Origin of the sequence: Pontibacter mangrovi (genome assembly GCF_006385705.1) — a bacterium.
GTDB lineage: Bacteria > Bacteroidota > Bacteroidia > Cytophagales > Hymenobacteraceae > Pontibacter > Pontibacter mangrovi.
This window is the reverse complement of record NZ_VFRQ01000002.1, coordinates 146,016-161,102: the sequence shown is the minus strand read 5'-3', so window position 1 is coordinate 161,102 and position 15,087 is coordinate 146,016. Positions and strand designations below refer to the sequence as shown.

Annotated in this window: 11 protein-coding genes; 7 read left to right on the top strand and 4 right to left on the bottom strand. The window is 52.1% G+C overall.

The features are described 5' to 3' along the window. Positions 1-101: 101 nt before the first annotated feature. A complete protein-coding gene (locus FJM65_RS04200) occupies positions 102-323 on the bottom strand; it encodes a hypothetical protein (RefSeq protein WP_140619778.1) in 222 nt (73 codons plus the stop codon). Between the two features lie 160 nt (positions 324-483). Here FJM65_RS04200 and carB point away from each other — a divergent pair, with 160 nt between their 5' ends. The 5 genes from carB (at position 484) to FJM65_RS04175 (ending at position 8,521) form a co-directional block, all read left to right on the top strand. Then, positions 484-3,297, top strand: a complete 2,814-nt coding sequence (carB, locus tag FJM65_RS04195) for a carbamoyl-phosphate synthase large subunit (protein ID WP_140619776.1) — start codon at positions 484-486, stop codon at positions 3,295-3,297. A gap of 759 nt (positions 3,298-4,056) precedes the next feature. Then, positions 4,057-4,335, top strand: coding sequence for a DUF4834 family protein (locus FJM65_RS04190; RefSeq protein WP_140619774.1), 279 nt, complete (start codon positions 4,057-4,059; stop codon positions 4,333-4,335). A gap of 42 nt (positions 4,336-4,377) precedes the next feature. Then, entirely contained in the window at positions 4,378-6,834 is a 2,457-nt protein-coding gene (locus FJM65_RS04185) for a YfhO family protein (protein ID WP_140619772.1), read from the top strand. A 96-nt stretch (positions 6,835-6,930) separates the two neighbouring features. Beyond that, entirely contained in the window at positions 6,931-7,836 is a 906-nt protein-coding gene (locus FJM65_RS04180) for a 1-aminocyclopropane-1-carboxylate deaminase/D-cysteine desulfhydrase (protein WP_140619770.1), read from the top strand. A gap of 49 nt (positions 7,837-7,885) precedes the next feature. Continuing rightward, positions 7,886-8,521, top strand: a complete 636-nt coding sequence (locus FJM65_RS04175; RefSeq protein ID WP_140619768.1) for a DUF4230 domain-containing protein — start codon at positions 7,886-7,888, stop codon at positions 8,519-8,521. A gap of 113 nt (positions 8,522-8,634) precedes the next feature. Here the strand turns inward: FJM65_RS04175 and rsgA are convergent, their stop codons facing one another. From rsgA to FJM65_RS04160, 3 genes are all read right to left on the bottom strand, one after another. Continuing rightward, complete coding sequence (rsgA, locus tag FJM65_RS04170; RefSeq protein ID WP_239022817.1) at positions 8,635-9,738, bottom strand: ribosome small subunit-dependent GTPase A; 1,104 nt, start codon at positions 9,736-9,738, stop codon at positions 8,635-8,637. A 365-nt stretch (positions 9,739-10,103) separates the two neighbouring features. Continuing rightward, a complete protein-coding gene (locus FJM65_RS04165) occupies positions 10,104-10,523 on the bottom strand; it encodes a hypothetical protein (RefSeq protein WP_140619766.1) in 420 nt (139 codons plus the stop codon). 62 nt (positions 10,524-10,585) lie between these two features. Beyond that, positions 10,586-11,071 carry a regulatory protein RecX gene (locus FJM65_RS04160; protein WP_140619764.1) on the bottom strand — a complete coding sequence of 162 codons (486 nt, stop codon included), beginning with the start codon at positions 11,069-11,071 and terminating at the stop codon, positions 10,586-10,588. A 277-nt stretch (positions 11,072-11,348) separates the two neighbouring features. Here FJM65_RS04160 and FJM65_RS04155 point away from each other — a divergent pair, with 277 nt between their 5' ends. After that, positions 11,349-12,227, top strand: coding sequence for a DMT family transporter (locus tag FJM65_RS04155; RefSeq protein ID WP_239022816.1), 879 nt, complete (start codon positions 11,349-11,351; stop codon positions 12,225-12,227). Between the two features lie 239 nt (positions 12,228-12,466). Continuing rightward, on the top strand, positions 12,467-15,058 hold the full coding sequence (locus FJM65_RS04150; protein ID WP_140619762.1) for a DUF5686 and carboxypeptidase regulatory-like domain-containing protein: 2,592 nt from the start codon (positions 12,467-12,469) through the stop codon (positions 15,056-15,058). The last annotated feature ends 29 nt before the right edge of the window (positions 15,059-15,087 follow it).

Sequence of the window (15,087 nt, the reverse complement as noted above, 5' to 3'; positions counted from 1 at the left end):
GATTTTAATATATAAACTCATGTCGTAACGCAGATAAAGGCTTTTAAAACCAATGCCCCAGCACGCAGCCGTTGCATTGGTTTTGTACTTTTTACAGCGCTTTACTTGGTGCGCAGGTTGTTGGCGTTGCTGCCGTCCAGCTCGCGGGTTACTTCCTCGTTTTTAGCCGCCACGTTGCCGCCTTCCTCCACGCCTTCCTGCTCTTTGTCCAGAATATCCACTCCCTCTTTCTTCACGCCGGTCAGCGGCTCGGGGTTCTCGTCTGGCAACTTTTTGCTTTCATCTGCATTGGTGATGATATCGTCTTCTTTCGGGTTTTTCATAGCTTTCTGTGTTCTGGTTATACTTGTATTAACTGCCAAAGCCGCCGCATTGTTGGCCTTTGCCGTAGGCTTTTCTGTAAAATAATCCGGCTCCGGGGCTTTTACTTTTGCGAGCCCCAACATTTTGCCTTAACTTTGGGCAATTTATACATACCGAACCATGCCTAAAGACACCTCTATTAAATCCGTTTTGATTATTGGCTCTGGTCCCATCATCATCGGCCAGGCTTGCGAATTCGATTACTCCGGCTCCCAGGCCGCCCGCTCTTTAAGGGAGGAAGGGATAGAAGTGATACTGATCAACTCCAACCCGGCCACCATCATGACTGACCCCGTTACGGCAGACCATGTGTACCTGAAGCCGCTGGAGAAGAAGTATATAATAGAGATCTTAGAGAAGCATAAGATTGACGCCGTGCTGCCTACCATGGGCGGACAAACAGCCCTGAACCTGGCCATCGACTGCGACAAGGCAGGCATCTGGAAGAAGTATGGCGTCAAGATCATCGGCGTAGACATCAAGGCCATCGAGACGACCGAGGACCGTGAGGAGTTCCGCCTGAAGATGCTGGAGCTCGGCGTAAACGTTTGTAAAGGCGAAACAGCTACCTCGTTTTTGGAAGGCAAGGAGATTGCCCAGGAAATAGGTTTCCCGTTGGTGATTCGTCCTTCGTTTACACTGGGCGGCTACGGTGGCGGTTTTGTGAACACACCCGAGGAGTTTGACACCGCCCTAACCCGCGGCCTGCACGCAAGCCCGGTGCACGAGGTGCTTATTGAGCAAAGTATACTTGGCTGGAAGGAGTATGAGCTGGAGCTGCTGCGCGACAACATCGGCAACGTGATCATCATCTGCTCCATCGAGAACTTCGACCCGATGGGCGTGCACACCGGCGACTCCATCACTGTGGCCCCGGCCATGACGCTGCCGGACACGGTATACCAGCACATGCGCGACCTGGCCATCAAAATGATGAACGGCATCGGGCAGTTTGCCGGCGGCTGTAACGTACAGTTCTCCGTTAACCCGGAAGACGACACCATCATTGCCATCGAGATCAACCCGCGCGTGTCGCGCTCTTCGGCCCTGGCCTCTAAAGCCACCGGTTACCCGATTGCCAAAATTGCCGCCAAGCTGGCCATCGGCTATAACCTGGACGAGCTGAAGAACGCCATCACCAAAACAACCTCTGCCTTCTTCGAGCCTGCCCTGGACTACGTGATCGTGAAGATCCCGCGCTGGAACTTCGACAAGTTCCCGGGCGTGAACCGCACCTTGGGCCTGCAGATGAAATCGGTGGGTGAGGTGATGGGCATCGGACGCACCTTCCAGGAGGCGCTGCAGAAGGCCTGTCAGAGTTTGGAGATCAAGCGCAACGGCATCGGTGCCGACGGAAAGGAGATGACAGACTACGATAAGCTGATTCACGGCCTGTCTAACCCAAGCTGGAACCGCCTGTTCAACATAAAAGATGCCATGCGCATCGGCATCCCGACCAGCACCATCCAGAAGCTGACAAAGGTAGACCCGTGGTTCCTGAACCAGATTGAGGAGCTGGACCAACTGGAGAAAGAGATTGAGAAGTATAACCTGAGCACGCTGCCGGCCGAGCTGCTGCGCGAAGCAAAGGAAAAAGGCTACGCCGACCGCCAGATTGCGCACCTGCTGCGCTGCCTGGAGAGCGAGGTGTTTAACGTGCGCCAGGAGTTGGGCATCCGCCGCGTTTATAAGATGGTGGATACCTGCGCCGCTGAGTTTGAGGCTCGCACGCCCTACTACTACAGCACGTTTGATGGCGAGAACGAGAGCATCGTATCTGACAAGAAAAAGGTAGTGGTGCTGGGCTCCGGCCCGAACCGCATCGGGCAGGGCATCGAGTTCGACTACAGCTGCGTGCACGGTGTGCTGGCGGCCAAGGAACTGGGCTACGAAACCATCATGATCAACTGCAACCCGGAAACGGTAAGTACAGACTTCGACATCTCGGACAAGCTATACTTTGAGCCGGTGTTCTGGGAGCATATCTACGAAATTATACTGCATGAGAAGCCGGAGGGCGTGATTGTGCAGCTGGGCGGGCAGACGGCCCTGAAGCTGGCCGAGAAACTGGACCGCTACGGCATTAAAGTAATGGGCACCAGCTACCAGGCCCTTGACCTGGCTGAGGATCGTGGTTCATTCTCTTCCCTGCTGCGCGACCTGGGCATACCTTACCCGCCGTTTGCCGTGATCGAGACTGCTGAGGAGGCGCTGGAGCTGAGCAAGGAGCTGAAATTCCCATTGCTGGTGCGCCCAAGCTACGTGCTGGGTGGCCAGAACATGAAGATCGTGATCAACGAGAAGGAGCTGGAAGCCCATGTGATCGACCTGCTGAAGGACCACCCGGGCAACAAAGTGCTGCTCGACCACTTCTTGGACAACGCCATCGAGGCCGAGGCCGACGCCATCTGCGACGGTGAGGACGTATACATCTGCGGCATTATGGAGCACATCGAGCCGGCCGGCATCCACTCCGGCGACTCGTACGCCGTGCTGCCTCCGTTCGACCTGAGCGAGAACGTGCTGAACCAGATCGAGGAGTACACCAAGAAGATTGCCGTGGCCCTGCAGACAGTGGGCGTGATCAACATTCAGTTTGCTATTAAGAACGAGACGGTGTACATCATCGAGGCCAACCCAAGAGCTTCCCGTACGTTCCCGTTCATTGCTAAGGCCTACCGCGAGCCATACATCAACTATGCTACCAGAATTATGCTGGGAGCAAACAAGGTGAAGGACTTCGACTTTAAGCCTTACAAGCACGGCTATGCCATTAAGGTGCCGGTGTTCTCTTACAACAAGTTCCCGGAAGTGAACAAGGAGCTCGGCCCGGAGATGAAATCAACGGGCGAGGCCATCTACTTCATTGACGACCTGTACGACGACTACTTCACCAAAGTATACTCCGAAAGGAATCTGTACCTGAGTAAGTAAGACCTCCCCCTGCCCCCTCCTAAAAACAGGAGGGGGTAAGTATAAAATCATGAAAGCCCTTTCCTGAAGAACAGGAAAGGGCTTTTTGTTTTTGCCTGAGTATCGTTTGGCTAAGTATGGCGCAAGCGGACGCTTGTGTCTCCCAAGAGAATAAATTCACTCCTGACCACTCAGCGTTATGGTCGCATTTACCTACAGACCTCGTGGTGTCCGAAGGTCCCGCGAGCGTCTAAAACGGTGTCTTAAACAGCACTGCCCTCTCCCGAAACAAGTTCGGGGTCTACAACTTGTCTAAGGAGGGGAGTCAGTAAATACTAATGCTGAAGTATAAATTTCAAGATTTTGTTTCTATCAGCAAAAGTAGGAACCCACCCCTCCCCCCAAGGCGAAGCCTCCCAGCCTTGAAGGGCACCAAAGCCTGAGATGCAACTATAGGTTTATAAGACTGAGCATGAACAGGAGATAGAGAGTATAGCTTGGTTCATGTTGCAGCAAACCGTAGCTAAAGTAAAGGCACAAGCGGACGCTTGCGCCAGAGATATAACCCGCAAGTATAAACCACACAACAAAAGTATAACGCACCATATCAAACAAGCCGGAACTAACCCGGAGAAACCTGCATTTCAGAACTATACTCCTTATCTTTGCACGGCACCGCCAAAAAGGCATACAACAAAAGTTTGGCAAAGGAGTTGTAAACATGTATAGGTACTGTTTTTGCAGTATACATTGCATACCTATTAAAGAGATTTCACGACGATGATCAAGTTCATATTTACCACGCTGCTCATTATTTTCTTTATCCGCATGGTGGCGCCTACACTTTTCAGGTGGCTGTTGGGGATGTTTATCCGGAAAAAGATGCGCGACGGGTCCTTTTATACCAATATGCACCAGCAGCAGCGCCAGGCGCAGCAGCAAAGCCAGAACAGCAACGGCCGTACAAAAGGCGGCGTCAAGATCGACTACATACCGGAGCAGCCAGAGCGCAAGACTTTCAACGGTGGCGAGTACGTGGATTATGAAGAAGTAAAATAAAACTGCTATCTTTCAAGCTCTATTCCGGGTTTTTGAAAGATTATGACAACTTCCTTCAACTTTAAGCGCGATGTGCTGCCACATGCCATCGCCGTACTAATTTTCCTTTTTCTAACGGCGGTGTACTTCTCGCCGGTCCTTTTCCAGGACAAAGGCCTTGCCCAGCACGATATTCTGCAGTTTAAGGGCGGCGCCAAAGAGATACAGGATTACCGCGAGCGCACCGGCGAGGAAGCGCTTTGGACCAACTCCATGTTCGGCGGCATGCCCGCTTACCTCATCCAGACGCACTTTCCCGGCGACTGGTCGGGCTACATACACAAAATCCTGACATTCGACCTGCCGGCGCTGGCAGGTAACATTTTTATCACGCTGATCTGCGCCTACATCCTGTTGGTGGCCATGGGCATGAGCTCGTGGCTGGCCATTATAGGCGCAGTGGCTTTCTCCTTCACCTCGTATAACCTCATCATCCTGGAGGCGGGGCACAACACCAAATCCCTGACCATTGCCTACATCCCGATGGTGCTGGCCGGCCTTATTTACGCGCTGCGCAAGAACCTGTGGGTGGGCGCAGCCCTGTTTGCCGTGGGCCTGACGATGAACCTGCACTTCAACCACCTGCAGATGACCTACTACATGCTGCTGTTGGTGCTGGTTTTTGCCGTGGTAGAGATCATCTACGCCGTAAAACATGGCACTGTGGCAGAGCTGCTGAAGCGCGGCGCGGTGCTGCTGGTGGCGGCCATACTAGCCGTAGGCGTAAACTTTGGCAGGTTGTATACTACCGCCGAGTATAGCGAGTACAGCATCCGGGGCAAATCGGAGCTGACGCAGCCAAATAGCGGCAACAATGTGGGCAGCGGCCTGGACCGCGACTATGCCTTTAACTGGAGCTACGGCGTGGGCGAAACGCTTACCATGCTGATCCCGGATATGTTTGGGGGCAGCAGCACTGCCTCGCTCGATACGGATTCTGAAACATACAACGCATTCCTTAAAATGGGGGCCGCACCGGCACAGGCAGAGCAGCTGGTAAAGCAGGGGCTGCCGATGTACTGGGGCGCGCAGCCCATGACGAGCGGGCCGGTTTATGTAGGTGCCATTGTGGTGTTCCTGTTTGTGCTGGGCCTCTTTATTGTGGATCGCCGCTGGACGAGCTGGCTGGTGGCCGGAACCATACTTTCCATTGTGCTGGCCTGGGGCAAGAACTTCGAAGCCTTTAACTACTTCATTTTCGATCATTTTCCGCTCTACAACAAGTTCAGGGCAGTGGCGTCGGCCTTGGTTATCGCGCAGATCACTATCCCGTTCCTGGCCATACTTGCCCTTTGGAAGCTGATAAACGAGCGCAGCGAGGTGAAGAACCTGGACAAAAAGCTGTTGATCTCGGGAGGTATAACGGCGGGCGTTTGCCTGCTGGTGGGGCTGTTTGCCGGCACTGCCAGCTTCATGTCCGACGCCGACCAGCAGCTGATTCAGGCGCAGTTCCCGATCGATGCCATCCGTGCCGACCGCGCAAGTATGATGCGCTCCGATGCCTTCCGCTCTTTGGTGTTTATACTTTTGGCCGCCGGGTTGCTATACTTCTACGTGAAGAACAAGCTGTCTGCCACAGTGGCTATAGCCGGCGTGGGCATACTGGTGCTGGTAGATCTGTGGTCGGTAGACCAGCGCTACCTGAACAACGGCGACTTTGAGCGCCGCGTGGAGGCCAACTTCTTCCAGCCAACCCCGGCCGACCAGATGATCCTGCAGGATACAGAAGACAAGGAAAGAGGCCTGAGCTACCGCGTCATCAACCTGCCGAATCCGTTTAACGATGCCCGCACGTCCTACTTCCATAAATCGGTGGGCGGTTACCACGGGGCTAAGCTGCGCCGCTACCAGGACCTGATCGACCGCCACATCTCGCAGAACAACCTGGAGGTGCTGCGCATGCTGAACACCCGCTACGCCATTACCGGAAATCCGAAGCAGCCGGTGCAGCGCGTGCCGGATGCTCTGGGCAACGCCTGGTTTGTGGAGGAGGTGAAGCCGGTACAGTCGCCGGACGAGGAACTGGAAGCCCTGACGATGTTTGATGCCGGTGCTACGGCGGTGGTAGACGTGAGCAAGTTCCCGATAGAGCGCCGCCACTTTAACCCGGACAGCGCCACTATTAAGCTGACGGCGTACGAACCAAACGACTTGAAATATGAGTATGAGGCAGCCAAAGAAGGTGTGGTGGTTTTCTCGGAGATCTATTACCCAGAAGGCTGGCAAGCATACTTAGACGGCGAGCCGGTGGATCATTTCCGGGCTGATTACGTGCTGCGCGCCATGGAGGTGCCGGCGGGCAAGCATACCATCGAGTTTAAGTTCGCGCCGAAGTCGTACTACACCGGCAATACCGTGTCGCTGATCTCTTCTATCCTACTGGTGTTGGTGGTGGCCGGAGCCATCTTCTACGCCGTAAAGAAAGAGCCGGTGGAGGAGCCGATTGTCGAGAAAGTGTAAATCGAGTTACGAGTGCTGAGTCACGAGTTCAGAGTTAAAAGAATATAAACAGAGCCTCAGCAATTGCTGGGGCTTCTTTTTTTGAAGTATAGAAGTATGGAAGAGGCACCGTTACAGAAACTGGAGGATGAGCTGCTACAGGAGAAGGGGGTGGAGCTATGGGTGAAGCGCGAGGACTTGCTGCACCCGCACATCTCGGGCAATAAGTGGCGCAAACTGAAGTATAACCTGCAGGAGGCGAAGCGGCAGGGGCACCATACGCTACTTACCTTCGGCGGGGCCTACTCTAACCACATCTCGGCCACGGCGGCGGCGGGTAAGGAGTATGGCTTCAAGACCATCGGCATCATCCGGGGCGAGGAGCATTTGCCGCTCAACCCCACCCTCCTCTTTGCCACCTCCTGCGGCATGCAGCTGCACTACATCTCCCGCGAAAAGTATAAATCTAAAGCCGAGCCGGATTTTCTGGAAGAGCTGCAGCAGCAGTTCGGCAACTTATACCTGCTGCCCGAGGGCGGCACCAACTTACTGGCTGTAAAGGGCTGCACCGAAATTGTGCAGGACATCGACCTGAAGTATGATTACCTCTGCTGCGCCATGGGCACCGGCGGCACGCTGGCAGGTATTGTGGCTGGTTTGGCAGGAGAGCGGCAAGTGCTGGGTTTCCCGGCGCTAAAAGGCGGTGAGTTTCTGAGGCGGGAGGTGGAGGAGTTGGTGCAGGCTTACAGCGGCCATGCGTACAGCAATTGGCAACTCATCACGGATTATCATTTCGGGGGCTATGCCAAAGTGAAGCCGGAGTTGCTGGCCTTTATGGAGGAGTTCAAGCAAAAGCATCATATCCCACTGGAGCCTATCTACACCGGCAAAATGATGTACGGCCTCTTCGATCTGATAGGGCAGGGATACTTTGCCCGGGGCAGCCGTGTGGTGGCGGTGCATACAGGCGGGCTGCAGGGCAACGCGGGCTTTAAAGAGCGGCTGGGGGTGCAGATTTTGTAGCATAATATTTGCATCCCCGTATCTGTACCTGAAATCATACTGGCATCCGATGCTTTTACTCCGTTTCCTTATCAAGATCTTACCCTGGGTTATACTTATCTCGCTCGGCATCTTCCTGTGGCGCACCGTGAGCGATTACTTCGATAAGCCGGAGGAAAAGAAGGAGCCGGAGGTGGTGGTGAACTTTAGTACGGTGCTGACCTCGGTGGAAGACCTGGGGCGCATGGAGTTGGTGCGCTATAACTTTAAGGATGTGGTGGAGTATGAGAAGAGCGTATCGCGGTGGGTGCCCAACTCCAAGGTGGTGCTGATCGTGACCGGTGAGGCTGTTGGCTGTGTGGATTTCACTAAAATAACGCAGGCCGATATACAGTTTCAAGGCGACTCGCTGGTGCAGGTGGCGCTGCCGGAGCCAGAGATCTGCTACTATAAGATAGACCACAGTAAGACCAAAGTCTTCAGCAAGGAAAACACCTATTTTCAGGATGCCGATCTGGTGCAGGAGAGCTACAAGTATGCCGAGGCCAACGTAAAAAAAGCCGCCCTGAACTCTGGTATACTGGACCAGACGAAGGTAAATGCTGAGAAGGTGCTCAAACCGATTTTAGAGGAAGTAACCGGCCGCCGCGTGGTGCTGGTGCCCCAGCGCAGAATCCAGAACCCGGAAATGGGGCCGAAGCGGTAGAGGATTAATTTGTAGCGGTCAAGTGTATGGAAAGTAAGCGATTTCGTAGCGCTTTCCTCACAAACCGAGATAAAGTTTGAGCGGCATAAAACCATTGGCTTAAACTATCACGCTTATTTTCTGTGCACATCGTTGTGCTTAGTACTTATTTTCTGAATGTCATTTTTAAAATTCTTTACCATTTTCCCAAAGGACTTTTCCTTCTTCCTTTTTTCTGCAACAGTAAGGTCAAAATGGTCTTTTTCTTTCTCTATCTTTAAGAAGTTATCATAAGATTTCCGATCTATCTCACCCCGCTCTACTGCTTCAATTACCGCACAACCAAGCTCGCTGGTGTGTGTGCAATCCGTGAATTTGCATTTCTGTGAAAAACTGGAAATTCTATCAAACGCAGTCTCTAACCCATCAGCGGAATCAACTACTCCAATTTCTCGCATACCAGGGTTATCAATGAGTATTCCTCCGTTTTCTATAACAGTTAACTCCCGGTGACTAGTTACATGCCTGCCTTTGTTTGTGCTTTTACTTATTGTATCTGTTTTCATCATGTTCTTGCCTGACAGGTTATTCATCAAGGTTGATTTACCTACACCCGAAGAGCCAAGCAAACAGTATGTCTTCCCTTTTTTGATTAATCCCTTAATGGAGGCGTAGCCGTCTTTCGTTTCATTGCTTATAGCAAAAATTGGAATATCCTTTATCCGTAATTTAATGTTTTCAATTATCTCTTTGAGCTTTTGAGGTTCGATCAAGTCAGTTTTGGTGAGAACGATGATTGGGCCTACTTTTGATGAATAGCAAATAGTCAAATACCGCTCAAGGCGGTTAATGTTAAAGTCTCTATCAACTGCCTGAACTAAAAGCGCAAAATCAATATTTGTTGCGATGATTTGTCTTTCAGCAAACTTTCCAACTGCTTGTCTTGAAAGAGTGGATAATCGGGGTAGGACGCTATGAATGATTGCAAGGTCAGAACCATAGTTTACCAAAGCTACCCAATCTCCAACAGCAGGAAAGTCTTCGCGGCTTTTGGCTGAAAATATGAGATTTCCTGTAATCTCAGCTTCAAATTCACCCTTTTCGCTCTTTACAATATATCTTTCCTTGTGTTCGGCTATTACTCGCCCAATTTCAAAATCCTCAAGATGATTTTCTTTTCTTAGCTGTTCGAAAGTGTCATTATATCCTAATTCTTCTAGTGTCACTTTATTTTCCATTTTGTACAGTGTGTTCTTGTACTAAGCACAACCATGAGCTAGACGGAAGCCTGTTCGGCTTATCTGCACTACATAGGTAGTACTTTATACAACTGTATAACGCTCAGCCAATAGCAAGAAGTTCTACTTCTCCTCCAGCCCCTTCAGCGCATCCTGAATGAGGTAATGTATAGGCCGAGAACTGGCACGAAAATGATAAGCACAAGCCAGGTAAGCTTTTAGAGGTGCTTTTGGATTTGCTTGGCTTGGGATCAATTAAGGCCCCAAGCCAGAGTGGCTAAAAAGATCATCAGTACAAGACAGGCTTGAAAATCATAATTTAGATAAAGTAGAATTGATTCTGACATATTTGAAGACACAAAAAATTATCTTCTTTTAAAAATAATTTCGGCCTCCTTATAGCCAGTCCAGTAGGCGGTAGGTTGGGTTACAGTAAGACCTGAAGAGGTAAGCGACTTAATAGTCCAGATGGCACCGCTGCCAAACTTTATCTTCGTGTCATCTTCAATCAGCTCATACGTGTCTTCCTGTTCTTGTGAGCCTGGTTCACAAACTTTACTTCCTTCTTTTAGATAGTATTTCTGGTCTTCTGTGAACTGGAACAAATTGTCTTTCTGACATTCCTCATAAATTGCAAAACTATCATGCACTCTTTCTCCTGATGGGCTAATTAAGTATTCCCCAGTCCGTACCCATGTGCCAACCAGAGTTCTGGGCCCATTTTTGTCTTTAGCACAAGAGGTAACGATTAAAAGTGTAACCAGGCAGAGAAGTATGTTTTTCATATTGTCGTATATATTATCTAAACAATATATAAAATAATACAATATGATTCATGTTCTGGAAGCTAATCTTTCTCCAGCCCCTTCAGCGCATCTTGTATTAAGTCATTTTCATAGCCTTTGCTCATGAGGAAGTAGGTCAGCTTTTGGCGGCGGGCGAAGGGGTTTTTCTCTTTTTCGGTGGCGTTTTTCTTCTCCAGCAGCTGTAACAGGTTCTGTTCATACACCTCAAAGTCAATTTCTTTCAGGCCTTGCTTAATGCAATAGTCGGAAATGCCCTTGCTTTTGAGGCCCTGCATGATTTTGCGGCGGCCCCACTTCTTCAGGCCATACTTGCCGCGCACGTAGCTTTGGGCGTAGCGCTCCTCATCAATCAACTTTTCCTGGCTCAGGCGTATGATCAGCTCCTCCACATCGTCGGGCTCCAGGCCGTAGGAGTAGAGCTTGTCGCGCACCTCCTGTTGGGTGCGGTCCTGGTAGGCGCAGTAGGCGGCGGCTTTTATCAGCGCCTCTTTGGGGGTATAGGTCTTCTTTTTCTTGTCGCGTTCCAAAAGTATAAATCAGCTTTTACTAAAGTATAAACAAAGATCTAAGTTAGAAAGTTGAGTTGGGATAGAAAGCTAGAAAGTTAAGAGAGTTTAAGAGTTAGAGAGTTGAAAAGTTTGGGAGTTAAAGTTTTATAGGGACAGTTCGCGACCTGCCCGAACTGCGCACACTTTCCTAATCCTGTGCATCCTTTCATCCTGCTAATCCTGATTCGGACAATCAACAATTTAACAATTAAGCCATCCAACAATTCAACTTACCTTTGCGGCGAGAGAGTACAATATGAAGCTATCAAAAGGAGTGATGTACATGCTGCTGTCGACGTTCTTTTTTGCGTTGATGCAGGTGTGCGTGAAGTGGGTGCCGCATATCCCGGCAGAGGAGATCATCGTGTTCCGGTCGCTGGTGTCGCTGGCGATAAGCTTGGTGTTTCTGCGCAGGGCGGGCGTGAGCGTGTGGGGCAACAACCGCAAATGGCTGTTCGCACGCGGGGCGTTCGGGGCAGTGGCTTTGATCCTGTTCTTCAACGTGCTGCAGAATATTCCGCTGGCCACGGCGGCCACGTTGCAGTACCTGTCGCCTATCTTTACGGCCATCATGGGTATCTTTATCGTGAAGGAGCGGGTGCGGCTGTGGCAGTGGTTCTTCTTTCTCATATCCTTTGCCGGCATACTTGTCATCGAGGGTGTGGAGACGAACGTGGACAGTTTATACTTGTGGCTGGGTGTGGTGAGTGCCGTGTTTACCGGCGTAGCCTACAGCATTGTGCGGCGGCTGAACGTGCAGGAGCATCCGCTGGTCATCATCTTCTATTTTCCGCTGGTAACGCTGCCGGTGGTGGGCATTTATACTATTTTCAACTGGGTGCAGCCCGAGGGCTGGGACTGGCTGGCGCTGTTGCTGGTGGGGCTGTTCACGCAGTTGGGGCAGTACTACATGACACTCTCGTACCAAAACGAGGAGATCTCCAAAGTAGCCAACCTGACCTATATCGGCATTATTTACGCGTTGCTGTTCGGCTTCTTTTTCTTCGGGGAGCTGCTGCACGTATGGACCTACGTGGGCATGGCGCTGGTGCTGCTGGGCGTGATCCTGAATGTGCAGTACAAAAATAAACTCAGTAAGAAAGCAACCCCGGCCGCTGAATCCGGCTCTAAGTAAATAGATACCTTCAACACGTATCATACGCAAGTTGTGGTTGACCCACCCCAGCCCCTCCGAGGAGGGGAATTTGGTAGTGTCCTATTCCCCTCTTGGGAGGGGTAGGGGTGGGTTTGCTCCGGCACGTCATTTATAAATGGCATCTTGATTAAAAGTATAAAAAGTATAGTTTATGCTGATGATTAAGCCTTTCCTGCGTATCTTTTTAGCCGATATGTCTGCTACTAACCCTTTAGCACATGCGCCATACCTACCTGCTACTGCTGCTGCTCTTTTCGCCTGCCCTAAGTATGGCGGGCATCCTGCGCGGCCGCGTCACCGATGAAAACAACAAAGGCCTGCCCTTTGCCAGCATCTACATCAAAGAAACGGCTAGCGGCACCGCCACCAACGACCAGGGCCTGTACCAGCTGCAGCTCAGCCCCGGCACCTATACCCTGGAGTTTAAGTACGTGGGCTACCGCGCCCATACCCAAACCGTAACCATAGGCGAGGCGGCCCAGGAACTGAACGTGCAGCTGCAGCCCGAGGTACTCAACCTGAAGGAGGTGGTGGTAAAAGCCTCCGACGAAGACCCCGCCTACGCCATCATGCGCAACGCCATCCGGCTGCGCAGGTACCACCGCGACGAAGTGAACGCCTGGAGCGCCCGCGTGTACATGAAAGGCGTGGCCCGTATGGATAAAGTGCCCTCTAAAATCTTGGGGGTAAAGATCGTGGATGTGGATACGGGCATCGTGTACTTGTCGGAGTCGGTGTCGGAGCTGGCGTTTAAGAAGCCGAACAAGATCCATGAGCGGATGATCTCGAGCAAGGTGAGCGGCCAGAAGAAAGGCTTCAGCTTTAACCAGGCCTCCGAGATGAACATCAGCTTTTATGACCCGCTGCTGAAGGTGGAGGGGCTGAGCGAACGCGGTTTTGTGTCGCCGCTGGCCAACAACGCCTTCATGTTCTACCGTTTCGAGTACCTGGGCACCTTCCAAGAGAACGGCCGCACCATCAACAAGATAAAAGTCATCCCCCGCCGCAAGCACGACCCGGTGTTTGCAGGCAGCATTTACATTGTAGACGGCAGCTGGCGCATCCACAGCACCGACCTAAAGCTCACCAAAGATGCCGGGATTGAGTTTGTGGACTGGATACGGGTGCGGCAGGTATACGCGCCGGTGGCCGAGGAAGTATGGATGCCGGTATCGCAGCGCTTCACCTTTGAGGCCGCCGGACTTGGTTTTAAGGGCGGCGGCTATGCCATGGGCGTGTACTCCAACTACAAAGTGCAGCCCGCTTACGCCCGTCCGCCCAAGGTGGAGGAGGTAGCGCCAGAGCCGACACCGGAAACAGAGGTAGCCGCAGCCAAACCAGCCAAAAAGCCAAAGTATAAGGTAGTAGAACCAGAAGAGGCAGCGCCGCCAGCGCAGCCCGTGGTAAGCGATGCGCTGTTCAGCAAGGAGGTGCTGCTGGTGGAGAAAGACGCCAACAAGCGCGACTCTGCCTATTGGGCCTCGGTGCGACCGGTGCCGCTGACGCAGGAGGAAGTAGTGGATTACCACGAAAAAGACAGCCTGGAGGTGATCCGAAATTCCCGGCCTTACCAGGACTCGCTGGATGCGGTGCGCAACAAGCCCTCCTTCGGTAGCTTCCTGCTGGGCGGCTATACTTACTCGAATACTTTTGAGCGCAAATACTACCAGTTCGACCCGCTGCTAAGCCTGACGGGCGGGCCAAGTATACTGCAGTACAACACCGTGGAAGGCGTGGCGGCCGATGTGCGGGTGAACTACCGGAAAAGCTTTGAGAATAGGACCTATTACCAAATTGAGCCCGGGGTGCGCTATGGCTTCAGCAACCAAAAGCTGAACGCCAAGCTGCTGCTGCGCTACCAGTACGACCCGATCAAGAACAGTACCATCAGTGTGGAAGGAGGCCGCTACGTAAGCCAGATCAATAACCTGGACCCGATCTCACCTTTCGTGAACACGCTCTATACCTTGCTGGCCGAGCGCAATTATATGAAACTCTACCAGCTGGACTTTGGCCACATAAGCTACCGCAGCGAGCTCTGGAATGGTCTTCGATTCAACACCTCAGTAGATTATGCCCACCGTATGCCGCTGGAGAACACCAATGATTTTAGCTTCCGGGACCGGGGCACCGACGAACCAAGCCGCTTTACCTCCAATGTGCCGGAGAATGCCGAGCTGGCAGATGCCTCTTTCTCACCGCACCAGGCCCTGACAGTAACTGCCGCGCTAAGTATAAAGCCGGGCATGCGCTACATCTCCCGCCCCGATAACAAAATTAACCTGGGCTCGAAGTACCCTGCCTTTACCCTGAGCTACCGTGGCGGCATCAAGGCTTTCGGCGGCGATGTAAAGTATGGCACGGCAGGCCTGGCTATCAGCGATGACGTGAGCTTTGGTCTGCTGGGCCGTAGCAAGTATAATGTGCTAGGAGCCACCTTTTGGGGCAAACAGAATATGCGCCTGATGGACTACAAGCACTTCAACGGCAACCGCACCCTCATCGCGGGCACCTATGAGGGCTTCCAGTTGCTCGACTATTACCGCTACAGCACCAAAAACCGTTACCTGGAGGCGCACTATGAGCATCATTTTAATGGATTCCTGTTCAACAAGATCCCGCTGTTCCGCAGGCTGAAGTGGCAGGAGGTGGTGAGCCTGAACTACCTGAACACGCAGGAGTCGCGGCATTACCTGGAGCTGGGGCTGGGCATCGAGCACATCTTTAAAGTGCTGCGCGTGGATTTCGTTACCTCGTTCCAGGAGGGCAACAAAGCCAGAACGGGTGTGCTGGTTGGTTTCGGGTTCTGAGGCAAAAGGTCGTCTGATTGCCGCTGTAT

Excerpts from the sequence above, each read along its gene's own strand:
- FJM65_RS04200 (WP_140619778.1), bottom strand. The coding sequence starts at position 323 with ATGAAAAACCCGAAAGAAGACGATATCATCACCAATGCAGATGAAAGC.
- carB (WP_140619776.1), top strand. The coding sequence starts at position 484 with ATGCCTAAAGACACCTCTATTAAATCCGTTTTGATTATTGGCTCTGGT.
- FJM65_RS04190 (WP_140619774.1), top strand. The coding sequence starts at position 4,057 with ATGATCAAGTTCATATTTACCACGCTGCTCATTATTTTCTTTATCCGC.
- FJM65_RS04185 (WP_140619772.1), top strand. The coding sequence starts at position 4,378 with ATGACAACTTCCTTCAACTTTAAGCGCGATGTGCTGCCACATGCCATC.
- FJM65_RS04180 (WP_140619770.1), top strand. The coding sequence starts at position 6,931 with ATGGAAGAGGCACCGTTACAGAAACTGGAGGATGAGCTGCTACAGGAG.
- FJM65_RS04175 (WP_140619768.1), top strand. The coding sequence starts at position 7,886 with ATGCTTTTACTCCGTTTCCTTATCAAGATCTTACCCTGGGTTATACTT.
- rsgA (WP_239022817.1), bottom strand. The coding sequence starts at position 9,738 with ATGGAAAATAAAGTGACACTAGAAGAATTAGGATATAATGACACTTTC.
- FJM65_RS04165 (WP_140619766.1), bottom strand. The coding sequence starts at position 10,523 with ATGAAAAACATACTTCTCTGCCTGGTTACACTTTTAATCGTTACCTCT.
- FJM65_RS04155 (WP_239022816.1), top strand. The coding sequence starts at position 11,349 with ATGAAGCTATCAAAAGGAGTGATGTACATGCTGCTGTCGACGTTCTTT.
- FJM65_RS04150 (WP_140619762.1), top strand. The coding sequence starts at position 12,467 with ATGCGCCATACCTACCTGCTACTGCTGCTGCTCTTTTCGCCTGCCCTA.